Source organism: Streptococcus mitis (assembly GCF_002860865.1).
Lineage (GTDB): Bacteria > Bacillota > Bacilli > Lactobacillales > Streptococcaceae > Streptococcus > Streptococcus mitis_AT.
The window spans coordinates 24,890-42,785 of sequence record NZ_PKIE01000006.1; the positions used below are offsets into that span (position 1 = coordinate 24,890).

Consider the following 17,896-nt stretch of genomic DNA (forward strand, 5'->3'; position numbering starts at 1 on the left):
TCTACTCCTATCTATGTGTACGTGGATCACTAGCATCCGCTAAGTTTTGACCAACTACGAAAAGGGACAAGGATACCAAGACAAGAGTTGTCAATGGAATCCAGAACAAGTAAGCATTAGTTGTTACGTTTTGTGAATAATCTGAAATCAAACGACCCAAACTTGGCACGGTAATCGGTAGTCCAAGACCGAAGAATGACAAGAAGGCTTCGTATGAGATAAAGCTTGGAAGCATTTGAGTCATGGTTGTCACAATAACAGATACCAATTGTGGCATAATATTTTTGGCAACAATCTTCAAGGTTGGTGTTCCCAAAGTGCGTGATGCCAAGTTGTATTCCAAATCACGGTAACGCAAGATTTGCACACGGATCATGAAGGCAATCCCAATCCATGTCGTCACACTCATGGCAAAAATCAGATTCCAGAATCCAGCTCCGATTGAGTAAGTCAAGACAATGACAATCAAAAGAGATGGAATGTTTGAGATGACGTTATAAACTTCCATCATCACGCGGTCAACTGATTTTGAAATTCCCCAAATACCACCGACAAAAACACCGATAACCAAGTTAATTACTGTCGCAATCACAGAAATGAGGATAGAGTTACGAGCTCCGAACCAGACACCGTCAAAGAGGGATTTACCGTTACTGTCTGTTCCGAACCAATGCTCAGCATTTGGCTTGATATAACGAGCACTAAAGTCGTTTACCTTGCTGACATCATTGAAATCAAACTTAGAAAACATTGGGTAGATGAAACTCATTAAAATGATAGCTACCAAGATTCCCAACATGACTACAGTTGATTTCTTCTTCATAAATTGTCTAAACACTGAACCCCAGTATGAATAAGCTGGCGCATCAATGGCTTCAGAGGCAAAATCGTCACGTTTTACAAACTGAAATTTTTCTTTATCGATTGTAGACATTATTTGCCTCCTTTCTCAGTCAATTTAATACGTGGGTCAATAATCGTCATCCAAATATCTCCCAAAAGAAGTGAGAAGATAGAAATACATGTAAAGATGAAGACAAGACCTACGACCATAGAGTTATTAGATGCTTTTACAGAGTCAATCAACATTTTACCCATACCTGGGAAGGCGAAGACTGTTTCAGTAAGGGTTGCACCACCGATAACCCCGATAACAGCACCAGGAATTCCTGAAACCAGCGGAACCATGGCATTTTTAAAGATGTGTTTGTTTGAAATTTCTTTTTCAGACAAACCTTTTGCACGAGCAAAACGAACAAAGTCCTGTGATTGCAAGTCAATCATGTAACGACGAATCCAAATAGCTGTACCAGGAGCCCCCAACAAACCAAGGATCACTGCTGGTAAAACGTAAGAACGCCAATCTCCAGCTCCCAAAATAGGGAATGAATCTGGAAGACCAATTGATGATCCAATCAAACGAACAATGTAAACCAAGGCAATGGTTGGAAGGGCCATCAAGAAGGTCAAAAAACCTGTTGAGAAGCTATCAATCCAAGTGTTCTTGAAGCGAGCCATAGCTGAACCAAGCGGCACGGCAATCGCATAAGAAATCACCAAACCAATCAATCCAACGACAGCAGAGCTGGCAATCATAGAAGGATATTGGTAGTTACTTTCAGTAGCTGTATAAGGATCATCTTTTCCGTAGTTGGCTACTTCACGAGAATCAGCCTGACTAGGTGATTTGTAGGTTCTTGAGTAAATATTTACAGAAGAAGTTTTCTTACCTGTTGGGAACTGAACTTGAGATGTTTTTGTTTGCCCTTGTCCTTGAGTAATAACCTGTAAAACAGGGCTATTAGCATAGGTTGGATAAGAGTCACCTAAATTAATGTTCACAAAGTTTTGATGCACAAATGGGAACTGACTGTTAAAGTACAAGAGATATTTGTGTTTAGTACCTGAACCAACCAAGGACCATCCGATAGCTGGATCATTTTCAAAACGAAGGTAACGTTTCAAGTCTGGATTTTCAGGGTCTTGGATTTTATTAGTATGGTCAATGTCAATCAAGTTAGCATAGAAGTGAAAAACACGTTCAAAAATTGGGATTTCACGAGTAGCGTAGAATTGGCCACTTTCAGTAAATTCTCCCAAGGTCCAACCATGACCGATTTGTTTGATGTATTTTTCATAGATAGCCTTGTTGGTGTCATTAGCTTCAACGGTTACAGAAGCATCCATCTGGCTAGCTTTTTCTTGCAACTCTTTGGTATCGTAGTACTCGATATAGCCCATACGCTCATAAACAGTATTCTCATAGTTATCACGTTTATCAGCCGTTGTCGCAATCTTGTTATAGTTGGTATCCTGTTTGAAAATCAATTTTCGAGGAACCATTGTATAGATAATCGTGTAAGTCAAAGTTGTTACTAAGAAGATAGAAACCAATGACCGCAAAACACGCATAAAAATATATTTTTTCATATCATTTCCTTTAAAAATCCCAAAAGAACCTTCTCCTCATGGAGAGAAAGTTCTATTGAAAATTATTTACTTCACATGACTTGCCAATTCTTTTTGAGCTTTCTCGTTTGACTCAGTCTTTTCTTTCAACCATTTTTCACGAGCTTTTTCATACTCTTCTTTGGTGATTGCTTTTTCACCAACTTCAGTGTACTTCAAGTATCCTGAATTTTCACCTTTAAGGCCGGCTACTGAATATGAAGAGCTAAATGGTAGAACTTTTGAAACATATGAAACGGCTGTTTCTTTAGGAGAAGCCATTACTGGAATTGTCAAAGCATTATCAGTCAACCAAGCTTGTGCTACTGCGTATTTTTCATAACGTTTTTGAACATCTTGGTTTTCGCTGTTTGCGTCATCAAGTAATTTTCCATAGTCAGCTAAACCAAGTTTGCTTACTACTGATGCATCTGTGTTTTGGTCAATACCAAGGTAAAGGCGAGTACTTCCTCCCTTAAGGACGAATTGATCCAAGAAAGTAGAAGGATCTTGATAGTCAGGGTTCCATCCTAGCAAGGTATGGATATCCCAGTCTTGCTCTTTAGCTGTTGGAGCGCTAAATGAAATTGGTAAAGCTTCTGCTTGAGTCATTTGTTGTAAGTCTACAACAACATTATCTGAACCCAATACTTTTTCAATTGATTGTTTCAATGATTGAACACGGTTTACAACCGCTGTTGATTCTTGGATAACCAAGGCATCCAAGTGGATTGGGAATTCAACACCTTCAGCTTGTAGGCTTGATTTTGCTTTAGCAAAGACTTCTTTAGCCTTTTCTTCATTGTAAAGGCCATTTTGAGAATCTGCTAGAGACACGTTTGACCAAGTAGAAGAATTTGTTTTAGCCAAGCTATCTTGTACCAATTCACCAAATGTTTTCTTACCAACTTGAAGATTATAAGGTGCAAACGTATTACGGATGGCTACTGCAGCTCCATCAGTACCATTTGTTTGAGCTGAGTAAGAATTGCGATCGACAGCAAAGTTCAAGGCTTGACGGAATTCCTTGTTTAGCAATGCTTTCTGAGTAGATGTCTTTTGGGCATCACTTGTTTTGGCAGTGTGGTTATAGGTTGTACGGCCATAGTTCAAGCTGACAGTTGCAACACCAGCTCCTGGTTCATTAAAGTAAATGTTATCTTTGAAATCAGCCGCATATTTTTCATATGTAGAACTTGTAGGGAAGATACGAGCCTTGCTATATTGACCATCAGAAAAACCTTTGGCAATTACATCTTGATCCTTACCATCCCAGAAAGTGAACTTAACGTTCTCAATTTTTACATTTTCTTTGTCCCAGTAAGCGTCATTTTTAGCCATCTCGATAGATGATTTAGGAGTTACAGCCTTCAAGATAAATGGACCGTTATAAAGAATAGAGTTAGCATCGGTTGGGGCACCAAAACCTTCCCCTTTTGAAGTTAAGAATTCTTCATTAACCGGCATCAAAACACCACTAGTTGTCTTGTCATTCCAGAAAGTTTCTGGCTGGTTCAAGGTATATTCTAGTGTTTGATCATCAAGTGCTTTTACTCCAACAGTTGAAAAGTCGCTTGTTTCACCCTTGATATAGGCTTCTAATCCCTTAATAGAAGAGCTAACGATTGAAAGTCCTTTTGATTTTCCATCTACGGCGTGTTTCAAACCAGTAACGAAGTCTTTAGCAGTTACAGGAGCGTATTCTTCTCCCTCTGCTGTCACCCATTTAGCATCCTTACGGATTTTATAGGTATAAGTCAAACCATCTTTTGAAACTGTCCATGATTCAGCAATAGAAGGAACCAGGTTACCATATTTATCATTAGCCAACAAACCATCTACAGCATTTGTTGTGACGAAAGATGTTGAATCGATATTGCTGACGATATAATCCAAGGTTTCTGGATCTGTTTGATAAACATATTGGTAATCTTTTGCTAGTTTAGCATTATTTGAACTAGTGTTTGAACACGCAGCTAGAACTCCTGACGCTAATAAGGTAGCCCCCGCTACAGCAAGCACTTGACTTTTTTTCATTTATTTACTCCTCTTATAAATAAAGTATAGGTTATCATCAATTATATCATAGATTTCAAGAAAAGTAAACGAATTTTCAGAATATTTAGGCTTATTGATACAAAAAATCTGAAAAAGCTATTGACTGAAAATCATTTTCAAGGTATAATAATAAACGTTAAGGCGGTATAGCCAAGTGGTAAGGCACGGCTCTGCAAAAGCTTGATCGTCGGTTCAAATCCGTCTACCGCCTTTCAGTACCGAATTTATCGGAATTTATCAAGACAAAAAGCCCGTAAAATAGGGCTTTTTTATTTTTCATCGAATAAATACGTATAACTTTAAAAAACTTTTGGAACTAGGTTGGGGCTGAGTTTTTCGAGGACACAATTCCCTTTTGAAATCAACTGAAAAAAGCTTTGTCACGCCTGGTGACAAAAGCCTCTAGTTTACTCTGTTTCTTCTTCTATTTCGACTTCTGTGATTTGGACTTTTACCTTGGTAACACGTCCATTTTTCACTTTATCATTGGTTAAGATAAGCTGTTTGTTTTGGCTAACTAATTCATAGCTGAGTTTCTCAGTCGTTGGAATGGTTCCAACTCCTGTCAAATAGTAACCAGCGATGGTATCAACGTCATCACTTTCCAGTTCAACATCAAAGTAGTCATTAAAAGCATTGAGATTCATGGTACCTTGAACGATATAAGTATCTTCTCCGATTTGATGAACTTCGATTTCAGCCTTATCTGTTTCGTCATCGATTTCCCCAACGATTTCCTCTAAGAGGTCTTCAAGTGTCACCAAACCAGCCATCCCACCGTATTCATCCAGCAAGATTGCCATTTGTCTTTGGGTATTGCGCAATTCTTTTAACAAGTCATCCACAAAAATAGTTTCAGGAACAAAAAGTGGATCTTGTAAGATTTTCTTCCAAACAATATTGTCAAAACCGTCCACAAAGCCCGCCCTAAGGAGACTCTTGGTGTGAATGATCCCAATCACGTTATCCTTATCCCCATCATAGACAGGGATACGAGAATAATTTTGTTTTAAAATACTTTGAATAATGGCTTGACTCTCATCCTGAATATCCACCATAAAGGCATCCGTCCGAGGAACCATGACTTCTCTGGCCATTAATTCATCCAGTGAAAAAATCCCTTGTAACATTTCAATTTCGTCAGCATCTAGTGTTTCTTCACTATTTGTCAGCATGTACTCAATTTCATCACGGGTCATTTTTTCATCAGCATCGTCAAAGGTCATAGGAGTCAAGCGACTCAAGAGATTGGTAGATGCAGACAAGAGCCAAACAAAGGGACTAACTAGTTTCCCAAGCCCAATGATAACTGGCGCTGTACGAATCGCCAAGGCATCCTTTAGATTAAGAGCGATTCTCTTAGGATACAATTCCCCAAAAACGATGGAAATATAAGTCAAAAATGCTAAAGACAGAAAACTTGCAACGGCATAAGCTGTTTCACCATTTCCAAGCCAAGATGCAATTTCTCGTCCCAGAGTGTCTGCCAAACTCGCCCCTGATAAGATCGTAATTAGGGTAATCCCTACTTGAATGGTTGATAAAAAGTGGTTAGGATTTTCTAATACCTTCAGCAGACGAATATAGCGTCTATCTCCTTCTTCTGCCTTTTGTTCAACCCGCGCACGGTTAAGTGACACCATGGCCATTTCTGTGGCTGAGAAAAAGGCATTTAACACCGTCAAGATAAACAATAAAACAAATTGTAGCAACAAATTCTGACTACTTGGGTCTTCCATAGTTCTTCTCCTAAAATAGTATCTTACCCTCTATTATATCACAAAAATTAGCTCAGTACATATTATTTTTTCTCAGTGTCTATTCTAGTTCTACTTAAATTGTCCAAAAAAAGAACTCCTACATCTTCAAGTGACATAGGAGTTTATTTTGTATTTTACTGAGTAACCGTTACTTCTCCAGTTCGGTAATCCAATTGAAGCCCTTTTTGAACATTGGGAACTAGAACATTGAATTCCAATTCTCCGTCTGAAGACTTGGCTTCAATCTGTGAAGCTGAAGGAACCAAATCCTCATTCGAAGCATAGTAAAGGGTTACACGGTAACGGACACGCTTGTTTTTATCCAAGGCCTTACGTACCATACTTTCATAGTAGTTTTGACCAGTCGAATCCTCGGCTTGCGCCTGATTTGCCCAGGCTGTTTGAACAGCAATGTTTTTAGGATTGCTTGTCGAGGCATCAAAACCATCCAAGCCACCGATTAAGGCATAGCCTAACAAGTGACCTCTATCGACCGCATGGGTATAAGTACCCTTTAGATTCTTAACCTGATGCCAGCCTGGAGGAGTCCATGAAGTCGAACCATTCCCAGTTTCTTCACGATTCTTGTACTGGCGAGTAGCCTTAGACAAGAGGGCATTAGCTACGGTTGGTACCGTTTCCTTGCCCACTGTCTTTGTTTTATTATCAGCATAGGGCTTACTTGAAACCTTGGCATCTAGATTTGTTTTATTGCCATTGACGATAAAAGCACCTGAGCCATTCCACTCCAGACTCCCTTTTATTTGACTCTTGACTGCATCTGTTAAGACACTTTCTGCCAATTCTTGACTAGGAGCTTCAGACGCTTGTTTTTTTTGACTAAGCTTGGTTTTAGGACTATTAGCTGTCGACTGCAGCTGCTTGATATAATAACTCCCTGCAGATAAAAGCAATAACACTAGCAGTCCGATTAGTGTCTGTCTTGTTTTTTTGTTCATATTTCTCCTTATCTTTAGAAAAAGGCTGGTCTCCCAGCCTAATTTCCTGTAAATTTATGAATCAATTCCTGCCATTTTGCTGGAGACAGGATGGCCCATGGATCTTGACCCTTTCCCAAGATTCCATAACCGACCATTAAACCGATTCCTAGGGCTAGAACGCCTAAAATCAGTACTATGATGACTAAAAGTAAACGCTTGATTACGTAGCTTGATTTCTTATTCATCTTCATCACTTGCCTCAATCCGCTGAATCTTAGCACCTAGCTGCGCCAACTTCTCATGGAAACGGTAATAACCTCTATCCAAGTGAACCAATTTACCAACAACGGTTTCTCCTTGAGCTACCAAACCTGTCAAAATCAAGGCTGCACTGGCACGAAGGTCAGTTGAAAGAACTTCTGCTCCCTGCAAAGCTTGTCCACCAACAATACGAGCTGTATCACGGATAATCTCAGAATGCAAGCCCATGCGGCGCATTTCTTCTAGATGTTGGAAACGATTTTCGAAAACTGTCTCTATCATAGTTGATTCCCCTTTTGCGACGGTCATCAAGGCTGTAAATTGAGCCTGCATATCTGTTGGAAAACCTGGGTGGGGCAAGGTTTTCACATGAACAGCTTTTAAATTTTCTAGTTGAGAGCGAACTCGAATTCCTTCAGTCTCCTCTGTCACTTCCACTCCCATTTCAAGCAATTTGGCAATCAAGGGACGATTGTGCTCCCAAACAGCGTCTTTAATCAAGACATCACCACCAGTCATGGTAGCAGCCACCATAAAGGTTCCGGCTTCGATACGGTCTTGGACTACATTGTGAGTCGTACCATGAAGTTTCTCAACACCGGTAATGGTAATGGTCTCTGTACCAGCACCTTTAACCTTGGCTCCCATTTCATTCAGGAGAATGGCTAGGTCCACAATCTCAGGCTCACGCGCAGCATTTTCAATCACTGTCACCCCATCAGCTAGGGTCGCTGCCATCATCAAGTTCTGCGTAGCACCAACACTTGGGAAGTCCATATAGATATGAGCGCCATGTAAGCGATCAGCCTTGGCTTCGATGTAACCAGCTGTCTGACTAATCTTAGCCCCCATAGCTTCCAGACCTTTCAAATGAAGGTCAATAGGACGGCTACCAATCGTACAACCACCTGGCATGGATACCTTAGCATGACCTACACGGGCAAGAATTGGCCCCAAGACAACAATAGATGCACGCATCTTGCTGACATACTTGTAAGGGGCTTCTTCAGTGATATCGCCAGTCGCATCCACCTCGACAAGATGAGCCTCCTCATCAAAATCTACCTTGGCATTCAAACCACGAACCACCTGATTCATAGTGAAAACATCTGACAAGATAGGAACATTCTGCAAGACGGTCTTTCCCTCACTTGCTAGAATAGTCGCTGCTAACAAGGGCAAGACTGCATTCTTTGCTCCTTCAATAGTAACACTTCCTACCAGACGATTATCGCCACCTTGAACCACAATTTTTTCCATACTTATTTCCTTTACATTTGATTTTGTAATAGACTTACTTTCTTTGTAATTCTATTAACTAATTTATTAATAATCCAAGCTAAAATTAGACTAAGGACCAGCACAAAAAATGTAAATATCACATCATTTATTCTGGATGACACAAGTGTTTTTCCTAGCATAGAAATAACTAATCCATGTATCATATATAATTCAAACGATATACTACCTATTAAAATCAAATATATATTTGAAAAATTTATTTTTTTCAAAAAAACAATAATAAAGTAGATTGTAAAAATAATATTATCTAAATTAGCAGCTAACGCATAACTATAACTATCTTCTAAATGCACATACCTCAACAAAATATCGTATTGATGTGAAATAAAGAGTAACACAGTTACTAAAACAAGTATGATAAAATAATGTCTATCTAAAACTCCATCAATTTTCTCTTTATTTTTAGCCCATATTAAGCCAATTATGAAGGGAAAAACACTATTATACCACCAAAAACCGTAACCTAATTTTATAGCTAAACAAATATAACCAATTATGAATACTGTGTTGATAACAATAGAAATAAACTTATTTTTGAAAAACTTAAATGATATATAAAAAAATATATACATTAGAATTATAATATTGACAAACCATCCATTATAAATAATTGTACTTCCTTTTTTAAATAAGTTAGCAAAAAAATCTAAATCCATTAATTGACCGCTTAAAAATCTGTAAAACATATAAATCAAAGATATAGAAAAAAATGGAACTAGAATTTTAGAAAGTCTCTTAACTAAAAAATTATCTAGATAGTTTTTCTTATTTTCGTTCTGAAAATACAATCCATAGGCTGATAAAAAGAAGAAAATAGAAACGATATAAGTTCCCATATAGGAAAAATTAGAAAATTCATCACCAGATGTAACCCATTGTGACAAATGATGAAATATTATTCCTATAGCTAGAAATCCTCTAAGCCCTGATGTAGATTTAACATTTAGATATTCCTTATTTTGAGGTAACAAATAAATTAATAGCGTGATCAATAATAAGATTATAATATCCATGAATTCTATTTCTCCCTATAAGTTTAATAATATCTTGAAAGTAATTTCTTAAACACGCAAATTATAATAATCCTCTAAGCGCTTCCTGCCACAACTGATAAAGGCTGATAAAGAAAGAACTCATGATGTAGCCCATTACAATGCTGAAAAAGGCTACTAATAAACGAACTTTTCCTGTATTCTCAGCTGTCACTTTTAAAACCTTTTCCCATCTAACAAGATCCTTTAAAAGGTAAAAACTCACATAAATAAAGAGCATGTGACTGCTTAGAGTGAATAATAATTGAACCATTTGACTATTATACCATCTTCTCTGTTTGTGCGCTAGTTTGGAAACTTCACTCAAAAACTAGGGATTGTTTTTCAAGTAATCAATTGCATCTTGTAGGGTTTTAACTGGCACGATTTTCATATCTGTCTTGATTGTTTTAGCAGCTTCTAGGGCTGTTTGGTAGTTGTTTTTAGCATCAGGATGTGCTTTTTGTTCTTCTTCGCTAACAGGGTTATCCGGGGCAAAGAAAATAGCAGCACCTTCTCTAGCCGAAGCAACAACTTTCTTATCAATACCTCCAATGTCCCCCACATTCCCATCGCGGTCAATGGTTCCTGTACCGGCAACAATACGACCATTACGAAGGCCTGGGTCAGCTATTTGGGTATAGATGGCCAGACTAAACATGAGACCTGCACTTGGACCGCCGATACCAGCTGTTGAAAAGCGAATTGGGACATCACTGGTCACTTCCGTACGGTCAATCAAGCCGATTCCAATCCCATTTTTGCCATTTTCCAAGGTGATAATCTTTCCTTCTGCAGACTTGGTTTGCCCATCCTCTTCATAAGTTACCTTGACGGAGTCCCCTAGTTTTTGAGAATTAACGTAATCAATCAAGTCTTTGGAACTGTCAAAGGTTTGATCATTGACTGCTGTGACCGTATCAGAGATGTTGAGAATCCCTTTAAAGGTCGAATTATCCGTCACAGTCAAGACATAAACCCCAAGGTACTTAAGTTCAATATCCTTACCAGCTGTTTTTAGCCCTTGATACTTGGCCATATTTTGCGATGTTTGCATGTAGAATTGATTGATCCGCATAAATTCAACATCGGAAGATCCACCTGTAGTCTCCTGAGCACTACGAATATCTGTAAAAGGCGTCAACCACGCATAAATCATATGGGCTAAAGTGGCATGTTGGACACCAACCGTAACGAATTGATAGGCACCAGCCTCCTTATCTTCTGTGTCATTTACTTTAAGGACTTGGCGAATATCTTCCGAACCACCTGGAACTTCTATATAGTAGGGCAAGGGCACTACAAATGCCAAGAAAGTCACAATCAAGGCCGCAATGACATATAAGGGCCATCTAATCTTTTTTTTCATTTCTTATTTCCTCCAAAATACTATCAGGAACATAGCCGGCAATATCCTGACCAAACTTCAAAAGCTCTCTAACACCGGATGAACTGAGATAGAGATGTTCAGGTCGACTATGTAAATAAATGGTCTCTATATTAGGAGACAGCTGATGATTGTAGTAATCAAAACTGGCTTCATATTGCAAATCAGACGCATTCCTCAAACCACGCACTAGACAAGTAGCCCCCAGTCTTTTCGCGACATCGACCACCAATTCATCATGAGAAGACACGACTTTAACATTTCCCAAATGTTTCAAAGCCTTTTCTAACCCCCGTTTACGATTTTCGATAGGAAGAAATCCTTGTTTGTGGGGATTAAAAAAAATACCGACATAGAGCTTATCAAAGAGTTTGCTAGCCCGTTCAATGATATCCAGATGCCCATTTGTCATCGGATCAAATGAGCCTGTGAATAAGCCAATCTTATCTGACATAGACTGTCACCTTACTAATTCCATAAATTTTTTCCTTCCAGATACCCAGGCAGGCAATTTCTTCTGGAAGTTCAACGGCCTTATCCGTCTCACACACGACCATGACATCTTCAGAAAAAAGCTCTCTCTCAGCCATTTTTTCAATATCTGCTACGATTTGTTCCTTGGCATAAGGAGGGTCTAAGAAAATGAGGTCGAATTCCCCAGATACCTGTTCCAGTGCCCTTTCTGCATCCATTTTGAGAAGTTGAAATTTCCCAACTTCCTTGGTCATCTGAATATTTTCAGCCACGATAGCCTGAGCCTTACGGTCTCGCTCCACCAAAACAGCACTGGACATACCACGCGATACTGCCTCGATAGATAAACCACCACTACCTGCATAAAGGTCCAAGACGCATCCCCCTTCAAAGTAGGGACCAATCATGTTAAAAATGGCTCCCCTAACCTTATCCGAAGTAGGTCTTGTCGTCTTGCCTTCTAGTGTCTTGAGGGGACGTCCCCCATAGATTCCTGATACGATTTTCATACCGTTTATTATACCAAATTATGGGCGAAAAGAGAAAGAAAACCGAACCTTGCGGTTCGATTCTCTACAAAATATTTTCGTAAGTATCGCGGACTTCTTGAGGCCAAACACTTGTTTGCACTTCTCCGATGTGTTTCTTGCGAAGTAGGAACATGGCCATCCGAGATTGTCCAATTCCTCCACCAATTGTCAATGGGAATAAGCCATTTAACAAAGCCTTGTGCCATTCCAATTCTAAGCGGTCTTCATCACCGGTGATTTCTACCTGACGGCGAAGGGTTTCTTCATCTACACGAATCCCCATAGAAGACAACTCAAAGGCTCCGCCTAGAGATTCATTCCAAACAAGAATATCGCCATTCAGACCCTTGTAGCCATTTTCAGACTCACTTGTCCAGTCATCATAGTCAGGGGCACGTCCATCGTGCGGTTTACCGTCTGGTAATTCACCACCGATACCAATCAAGAAGACTGCTCCAAATTCTTTACAGATAGCATTTTCACGTTCTTTCGGTGTCAAGTCTGGGTAGCGTTCTACCAACTCTTCTGTGTGGATAAAAGTGATTTGTTTTGGCAAGATAGACTCGATGTCATAGCGAGCTTCAACAGCTAGTTCTGTCAAACGAATGGCCTTATAAATCTTCTCAACTGTTTCTTTTAGATAAGCGATGTTACGCTTACCATTTGGGATAACCTTCTCCCAGTCCCACTGGTCAACATAAACAGAGTGGGTTGCATCCAGCGAGTCTTCGTCTGGACGAAGGGCTTTCATGTGGACGAAAAGACCTTCACCCTCACCGAAACCAAAGCGAGCTAGAGTATGGCGTTTCCATTTAGCAAGTGAATGCACCACTTCATAAGTAGCATCAGGGATTTGGAGAACCTTGACCGATACGGCATTCTCAACACCTGATAAGTTGTCCTGCATCCCGTCACCGACCCTACTCAAGATAGGACCTTGAACTTCGACAACTTCTAGCTTGTCTTTCAAATACTGAGTAAAAGTGTTTTTGACAAAGGAAATTTCTTCTTGTTGGTGGATAAAACTTTTCTTCATAAACTACTCCTCAAAAAATTAATTAAAAGCATTATACACCTATTTCCAAGAAAAGAAAAGAGAAATTTTAAAAAAAAATCAGTGTCATTCAAAACACTGATTTCATAGACCTTTAGTCATTACGACCGAAGATACGTAGAATACTTAGGAAGAGATTGATAAAATCAAGATAGATACTGAGAGCCATTGACACAACCCAACCTGTCGCTACACGACCTTGTGATTGTTCATAGGCAAGGCGAATTCTTTGGTTGTCCCAAGCAATCAACCCTGAGAAGACCAAAACCATGGCTACGCTAATCATATAATCAAAGAAGCCACTAGCTAAGAAAATATTAACTACCATGGCAATCAACAAACCGATTAGAGCTGCCATCATCGCTCGACCAATCCCACTCAAATCTTTTTTAGTGAACATACCGACTGCCGCCATGACAAAGAAGAGAAGGGCGCTCGACACAAAGGCAGATAAAACTGTACCTGGAGTATAGAAGGCCACCACAAAACTGAGGGTAAATCCGTTTAATACTGAATAAAGTAAAAATACTGGAAGAGCCGCTGGACTATTCTTTAAGGCCATGTTACTAGCAACGAAGACTAGTGCTAGCTCTGCAAAGGTTGCGATGGTCAACCAGAGACGCCCCTGCATCAAAAAGTAAACCATCTGAGACTGAAAGACCGTCAACATAAGACCTGATACCAAAGCGGATAATCCGATTCCCAGACCAACAAAGGCATAAACCTTAGCGTAAAATTGATTGAGACCTGCGCGATCGTGAATAATAGTATGATTCATCTTTTCTCCTTTTCTATGAATGTCTTTTCTTGATTATAACAAAAAAAGTTAAAATTAGCTTAAATGGAAAATTAAAATACCGGCTGCAACGGCAACATTCAAACTCTCCGCCTGCCCCTTCATGCTAATATGGACCAATTGATCTGCACTTTCAGCCATGAGGGGACTAATTCCTTGACCCTCATTTCCCATAACCAAGACAAACTGATCTAAATGAGGCAAGTCACGATAGTCTTTAGAATCCTTGGAAAGAGTGGTCGCTAGGACTGAAATACCCGCTTTTTTAGCTTCCTCGAGAAGCGCTTGACTCGACATCCGATAAATTGGTAGATGGAAATGACTTCCTTGCATGGAACGTAGGGTCTTGAGACTATAGATGTCTGCCGACTTATCTGAAACAATCACTCCTGTAAAGCCTGCTGCATCCGCAGTCCGAATGATTGTTCCCACATTACCAGGATCTTGCACATCTTCCAAAAACAGGAACTTGCCCTGACTAAAGTCAGCTTGTCCAACTTCTTCTTTTTGAACCACGGCAACAATGCCCTGTGGAGTCTGAGAATCCGCCAAATCTAGCAAAATATCCTCTGACACCCAGACAGTTTGCGGAAACGAGGCTAACTGTTCTCGATAACTTTCTAGGGCAAAGATTTTCTCAATCGTCACTCCAGCTTGAACAGCTTCTTCAAACAAGTGCCAGCCTTCAATCAAATAAGCAGACTTGCGGTATTTTTTTTGGTGTAATTTCTTGGCATTTTTTACCACAGAATTGGCTTTTGAGGTTATAATAGTCATAGAAATATTATAACACAATCAAAGGGGTTTGGTATGAAAAAGGTTAGAATGATTGCCCAAGGTAGGGTGCAGGGAGTCGGCTTTCGTTGGGGTGTTTACAGCTTGGCACTTGAAATTGGTGGCATCACAGGTCGAGTATGGAATAACGACGATGGCACAGTCGAAATCTTAGCTCAAGCAGACTCATCTGCTACCATGGCAAAATTTATCCAAGAAATCCGCAAAGGACCCACACCTTTTTCAAAAGTCAGCTACTTAGATGTCAAACTGAGCAACTTTCCTCCCTACCCTGACTTTAAAATCGCAAATTAGGTCTCTAGAACTATTGTATATTTTGTAAAAAAACAGTAGAATAGAAAGGTATAATTTTTAAAGAAGGAATAAAAACAGTGAAATCTATTAAACGTTTTGCACTCTCGGCTATGGGAGTGTCTATGTTGCTTGTCTTGACTGGCTGTGTTAGCGTCGATAAAGCCACAGGAAAGCCAATAGGATTTATTTGGAATACTATCGGAGCGCCTATGGCTGAAGCTATCAAGTACTTCGCTACTGATAAAGGTCTAGGCTTCGGTGTCGCTATCATCATCGTAACCATTATCGTGCGCTTGATTATCTTGCCACTTGGTATCTACCAATCATGGAAGGCAACGCTTCACTCTGAAAAGATGAACGCCCTCAAGCACGTCCTTGAGCCACACCAAACACGTCTCAAAGAAGCAACTACTCAAGAAGAAAAACTCGAAGCCCAACAAGCTCTCTTTGCCGCTCAAAAAGAACACGGCATCAGCATGTTTGGTGGTGTAGGATGTTTCCCTATCCTCCTTCAAATGCCTTTCTTCTCTGCAATTTACTTTGCTGCCCAACATACTGAAGGTGTTGCTCAAGCAAGTTACCTAGGAATTCCTCTAGGCTCTCCAAGTATGATTTTAGCTGCCTGCGCTGGTGTCCTTTACTATCTTCAATCACTCCTTTCACTTCACGGAGTAGAAGATGAAACGCAAAGAGATCAAATCAAGAAAATGGCTTACGTGAGCCCAGTCATGATTGCCGGCTTCTCCCTCATCTCACCAGCTAGTGTCACTCTTTATTGGGTTGTCGGTGGTTTCATGATGATTCTCCAACAGTTTATCGTCAACTATATCGTTCGTCCAAAACTTCGCAAAAAAGTCCGTGAAGAACTGGCGAAGAATCCACCAAAAGCAAGTGCTTTCTCTAAACCAAGTGGACGAAAAGACGTTACCCCTGAACAACCAACTGCTATCACAAGCAAGAAAAAACACAAAAATCGCAACGCTGGAAAACAACGTTCGAGATAAGAAGAAAAAGGCTTAGCTAGTTTGCTAAGTCTTTTTGCAAGTCATACTCTTCGAAAATCTCTTCAAACCACGTCAGCTTCGCCTTGCCGTATATATGTTACTGACTTCGTCAGTTCTATCCACAACCTCAAAACCATGTTTTGAGCAGCCTGCGGCTAGCTTCCTAGTTTGCTCTTTGATTTTCATTGAGTATCAAAAGCCCGATGTTTCCATCGAGCCTACTGAAAAAGTCATTAAATTGATGGCTTTTTTGTTATACTAGAGATGAGGTGAAATAATGCTTGATAATCAGTTAACTATGGATGTCAGTCCTTATTCTAGTTTGTATGATATCGTGGTTCCTAAAACCCACTTTTTACGTCAGCTAACTGAACTCTGTGATTTTAGCTTTATTTATGATGAACTAGAAAAGAATTATCGTCCCGATTTTGGGCGTAAAGCTTATTCACCGATTATGATGTTCAAATATCTCTTGTTAAAAGATATTTATAAGTTATCAGATGTAGATGTGGTAGGACGTTCCTTGTCAGATATGGCCTTTAAATTTTTTCTTGGTCTAGCTCCTGAGGATTCTGTTATCGAGCCATCCTCTTTGACAAAATTTAGAAAGCTAAGAATTAAAGATGATAAACTGCTTGATGTATTGATTCAGAAGTCTGTTCAAATTGCACTCGAACATAACTTGATTAAGAGTAAAATCCTCATTGTGGATGCCACTCACACCAAATCTCATTATAATCATAAGAAACCCCAAGAAATCCTTAGAGAGCGTTCAAAAGCTTTACGTAAAACAATTTATCAACATTCAGAAGATATCAAAATAGAATTTCCAAAGAAACCTCAGGAAGATAACCTCGAAGCAGAGTTGACCTATACAGAGGAATTAATGGCTGTGGTTGAAAAACACGAGGAACTCTTAGCCCTACCGGCTGTGTCTCAAAAGTTCAATTACCTAAAAGAGGCTGTCGAGGACGACTTAGAACACTTGGAAGCTTCTGTTAAGGAGGAGGCTAGGCTTGGACATAAGACAGCCGACAGCTCTTTCTATGGATATAAAAGTCATATCGCTATGACGGATGAACGGATTATTACTGCTTGTGTGGTCACTTCTGGTGAACAAAGCGATGGGAAATATTTACCTGAGTTATATGCCAAAACAAAGGAAAATAGTCTGGACATCGAGACTATTATTGGTGATGCGGCTTATTCAGGAAAGGACAATATTCAACTAGCTCGCAAAGAAAAGATTCATTTGGTGTCAAAACTGAACCCTTCAGTTTCAAAAGGTTACCGTAAAGAAGAGGATGCGTTTGAATTTAATAAAGATGCAGGGCTATTTGTCTGTCCAGAAGGACACATGGCTGTTCGCAAAGCAAGGACAGGGAAAAAATATCAAAATAAGAATCAAGTTGTCACTCATTACTTTGACATTGAGAAGTGCAAGAGTTGCCTTTCCAAGGAAGGATGTTATAAGGAGGGGGCAAAGTCTAAAACTTATTCAATAGCCATTAAGAGTGACGACCATCTTTTCCAGAAGAAATTTCAGGAAACACCTTATTTTAAAGAAATGGCCAGACATCGCTATAAAATCGAAGCAAAGAATGCCGAACTAAAACAGAGACATGGCTTTGATGTCGCGAGAGCATCGGGTCTTTTCAGCATGGAGTTACAGGCAGCCACAACCATCTTCGTGGTCAATATGAAACGAATTATGACCTTAATAAATACAAAATAACCGAGGAACTCGCTCAAATTAACGAG

At 39.6% G+C, this 17,896-nt stretch carries 18 protein-coding genes and 1 tRNA gene; 4 read left to right on the forward strand and 15 right to left on the reverse strand.

The window, feature by feature from the left end:
• Positions 1-7 precede the first annotated feature (7 nt).
• The 3 genes from oppC to CYK18_RS08330 form a co-directional block, all read right to left on the reverse strand.
• On the reverse strand, positions 8-934 hold the full coding sequence (gene oppC / locus CYK18_RS08320; RefSeq protein WP_000103691.1) for an oligopeptide ABC transporter permease OppC: 927 nt from the start codon (positions 932-934) through the stop codon (positions 8-10).
• Positions 934-2,430, reverse strand: a complete 1,497-nt coding sequence (locus CYK18_RS08325; protein WP_000759915.1) for an ABC transporter permease — start codon at positions 2,428-2,430, stop codon at positions 934-936. Before CYK18_RS08325 ends, oppC begins: the two co-directional genes overlap by 1 nt.
• 66 nt (positions 2,431-2,496) lie before the next feature.
• A complete protein-coding gene (locus tag CYK18_RS08330; RefSeq protein WP_101786088.1) occupies positions 2,497-4,485 on the reverse strand; it encodes a peptide ABC transporter substrate-binding protein in 1,989 nt (662 codons plus the stop codon).
• Positions 4,486-4,646: 161 nt separating this feature from the next.
• Here CYK18_RS08330 and CYK18_RS08335 point away from each other — a divergent pair.
• Positions 4,647-4,717: transfer RNA gene (locus tag CYK18_RS08335), tRNA-Cys, on the forward strand.
• 196 nt (positions 4,718-4,913) lie between these two features.
• Here CYK18_RS08335 and CYK18_RS08345 read toward each other — a convergent pair.
• From CYK18_RS08345 to CYK18_RS08405, 12 genes are all read right to left on the reverse strand, one after another.
• Positions 4,914-6,245, reverse strand: coding sequence for a hemolysin family protein (locus CYK18_RS08345; RefSeq protein WP_101786092.1), 1,332 nt, complete (start codon positions 6,243-6,245; stop codon positions 4,914-4,916).
• 155 nt (positions 6,246-6,400) lie between these two features.
• Positions 6,401-7,225, reverse strand: coding sequence for a DNA-entry nuclease EndA (gene endA, locus CYK18_RS08350; RefSeq protein WP_101786094.1), 825 nt, complete (start codon positions 7,223-7,225; stop codon positions 6,401-6,403).
• 38 nt (positions 7,226-7,263) lie between these two features.
• A complete protein-coding gene (locus CYK18_RS08355; RefSeq protein ID WP_050234055.1) occupies positions 7,264-7,452 on the reverse strand; it encodes a DNA-directed RNA polymerase subunit beta in 189 nt (62 codons plus the stop codon).
• Positions 7,445-8,728: a UDP-N-acetylglucosamine 1-carboxyvinyltransferase gene (gene murA, locus CYK18_RS08360; RefSeq protein ID WP_101786096.1), complete on the reverse strand. Its 1,284-nt coding sequence runs from the start codon at positions 8,726-8,728 to the stop codon at positions 7,445-7,447. The genes CYK18_RS08355 and murA overlap by 8 nt, the downstream gene beginning before the upstream one ends.
• An 11-nt stretch (positions 8,729-8,739) precedes the next feature.
• Positions 8,740-9,783 carry an acyltransferase family protein gene (locus CYK18_RS08365; RefSeq protein WP_101782487.1) on the reverse strand — a complete coding sequence of 348 codons (1,044 nt, stop codon included), beginning with the start codon at positions 9,781-9,783 and terminating at the stop codon, positions 8,740-8,742.
• 61 nt (positions 9,784-9,844) lie between these two features.
• Complete coding sequence (locus CYK18_RS08370) at positions 9,845-10,075, reverse strand: DUF1146 family protein (protein WP_101782486.1); 231 nt, start codon at positions 10,073-10,075, stop codon at positions 9,845-9,847.
• A gap of 57 nt (positions 10,076-10,132) precedes the next feature.
• Positions 10,133-11,170, reverse strand: coding sequence for a SepM family pheromone-processing serine protease (locus tag CYK18_RS08375; RefSeq protein ID WP_000727281.1), 1,038 nt, complete (start codon positions 11,168-11,170; stop codon positions 10,133-10,135).
• Entirely contained in the window at positions 11,154-11,642 is a 489-nt protein-coding gene (gene coaD, locus CYK18_RS08380) for a pantetheine-phosphate adenylyltransferase (protein WP_101782485.1), read from the reverse strand. The genes CYK18_RS08375 and coaD overlap by 17 nt, the downstream gene beginning before the upstream one ends.
• The gene (rsmD, locus tag CYK18_RS08385) at positions 11,632-12,171 is read right to left on the reverse strand and encodes a 16S rRNA (guanine(966)-N(2))-methyltransferase RsmD (protein WP_101782484.1); all 540 of its coding nucleotides are present in this window, start codon (positions 12,169-12,171) and stop codon (positions 11,632-11,634) included. The genes coaD and rsmD overlap by 11 nt, the downstream gene beginning before the upstream one ends.
• Before the next feature lie 64 nt (positions 12,172-12,235).
• Positions 12,236-13,228, reverse strand: coding sequence for an aspartate--ammonia ligase (gene asnA, locus CYK18_RS08390; RefSeq protein WP_000748005.1), 993 nt, complete (start codon positions 13,226-13,228; stop codon positions 12,236-12,238).
• Between the two features lie 112 nt (positions 13,229-13,340).
• Positions 13,341-14,024: a Bax inhibitor-1/YccA family protein gene (locus CYK18_RS08400; protein ID WP_101786098.1), complete on the reverse strand. Its 684-nt coding sequence runs from the start codon at positions 14,022-14,024 to the stop codon at positions 13,341-13,343.
• A gap of 54 nt (positions 14,025-14,078) precedes the next feature.
• Entirely contained in the window at positions 14,079-14,819 is a 741-nt protein-coding gene (locus CYK18_RS08405) for a TrmH family RNA methyltransferase (protein WP_101786100.1), read from the reverse strand.
• Between the two features lie 33 nt (positions 14,820-14,852).
• Here CYK18_RS08405 and CYK18_RS08410 point away from each other — a divergent pair, with 33 nt between their 5' ends.
• The 3 genes from CYK18_RS08410 to CYK18_RS08420 all read left to right on the forward strand — a co-directional run bounded on the left by CYK18_RS08410 (position 14,853) and on the right by CYK18_RS08420 (position 17,870).
• On the forward strand, positions 14,853-15,131 hold the full coding sequence (locus tag CYK18_RS08410; RefSeq protein ID WP_101786102.1) for an acylphosphatase: 279 nt from the start codon (positions 14,853-14,855) through the stop codon (positions 15,129-15,131).
• A gap of 77 nt (positions 15,132-15,208) precedes the next feature.
• Positions 15,209-16,135: a membrane protein insertase YidC gene (yidC, locus tag CYK18_RS08415; protein WP_101786104.1), complete on the forward strand. Its 927-nt coding sequence runs from the start codon at positions 15,209-15,211 to the stop codon at positions 16,133-16,135.
• 277 nt (positions 16,136-16,412) lie between these two features.
• Positions 16,413-17,870 carry an IS1182 family transposase gene (locus CYK18_RS08420; RefSeq protein WP_101786106.1) on the forward strand — a complete coding sequence of 486 codons (1,458 nt, stop codon included), beginning with the start codon at positions 16,413-16,415 and terminating at the stop codon, positions 17,868-17,870.
• Positions 17,871-17,896: the final 26 nt, after the last annotated feature.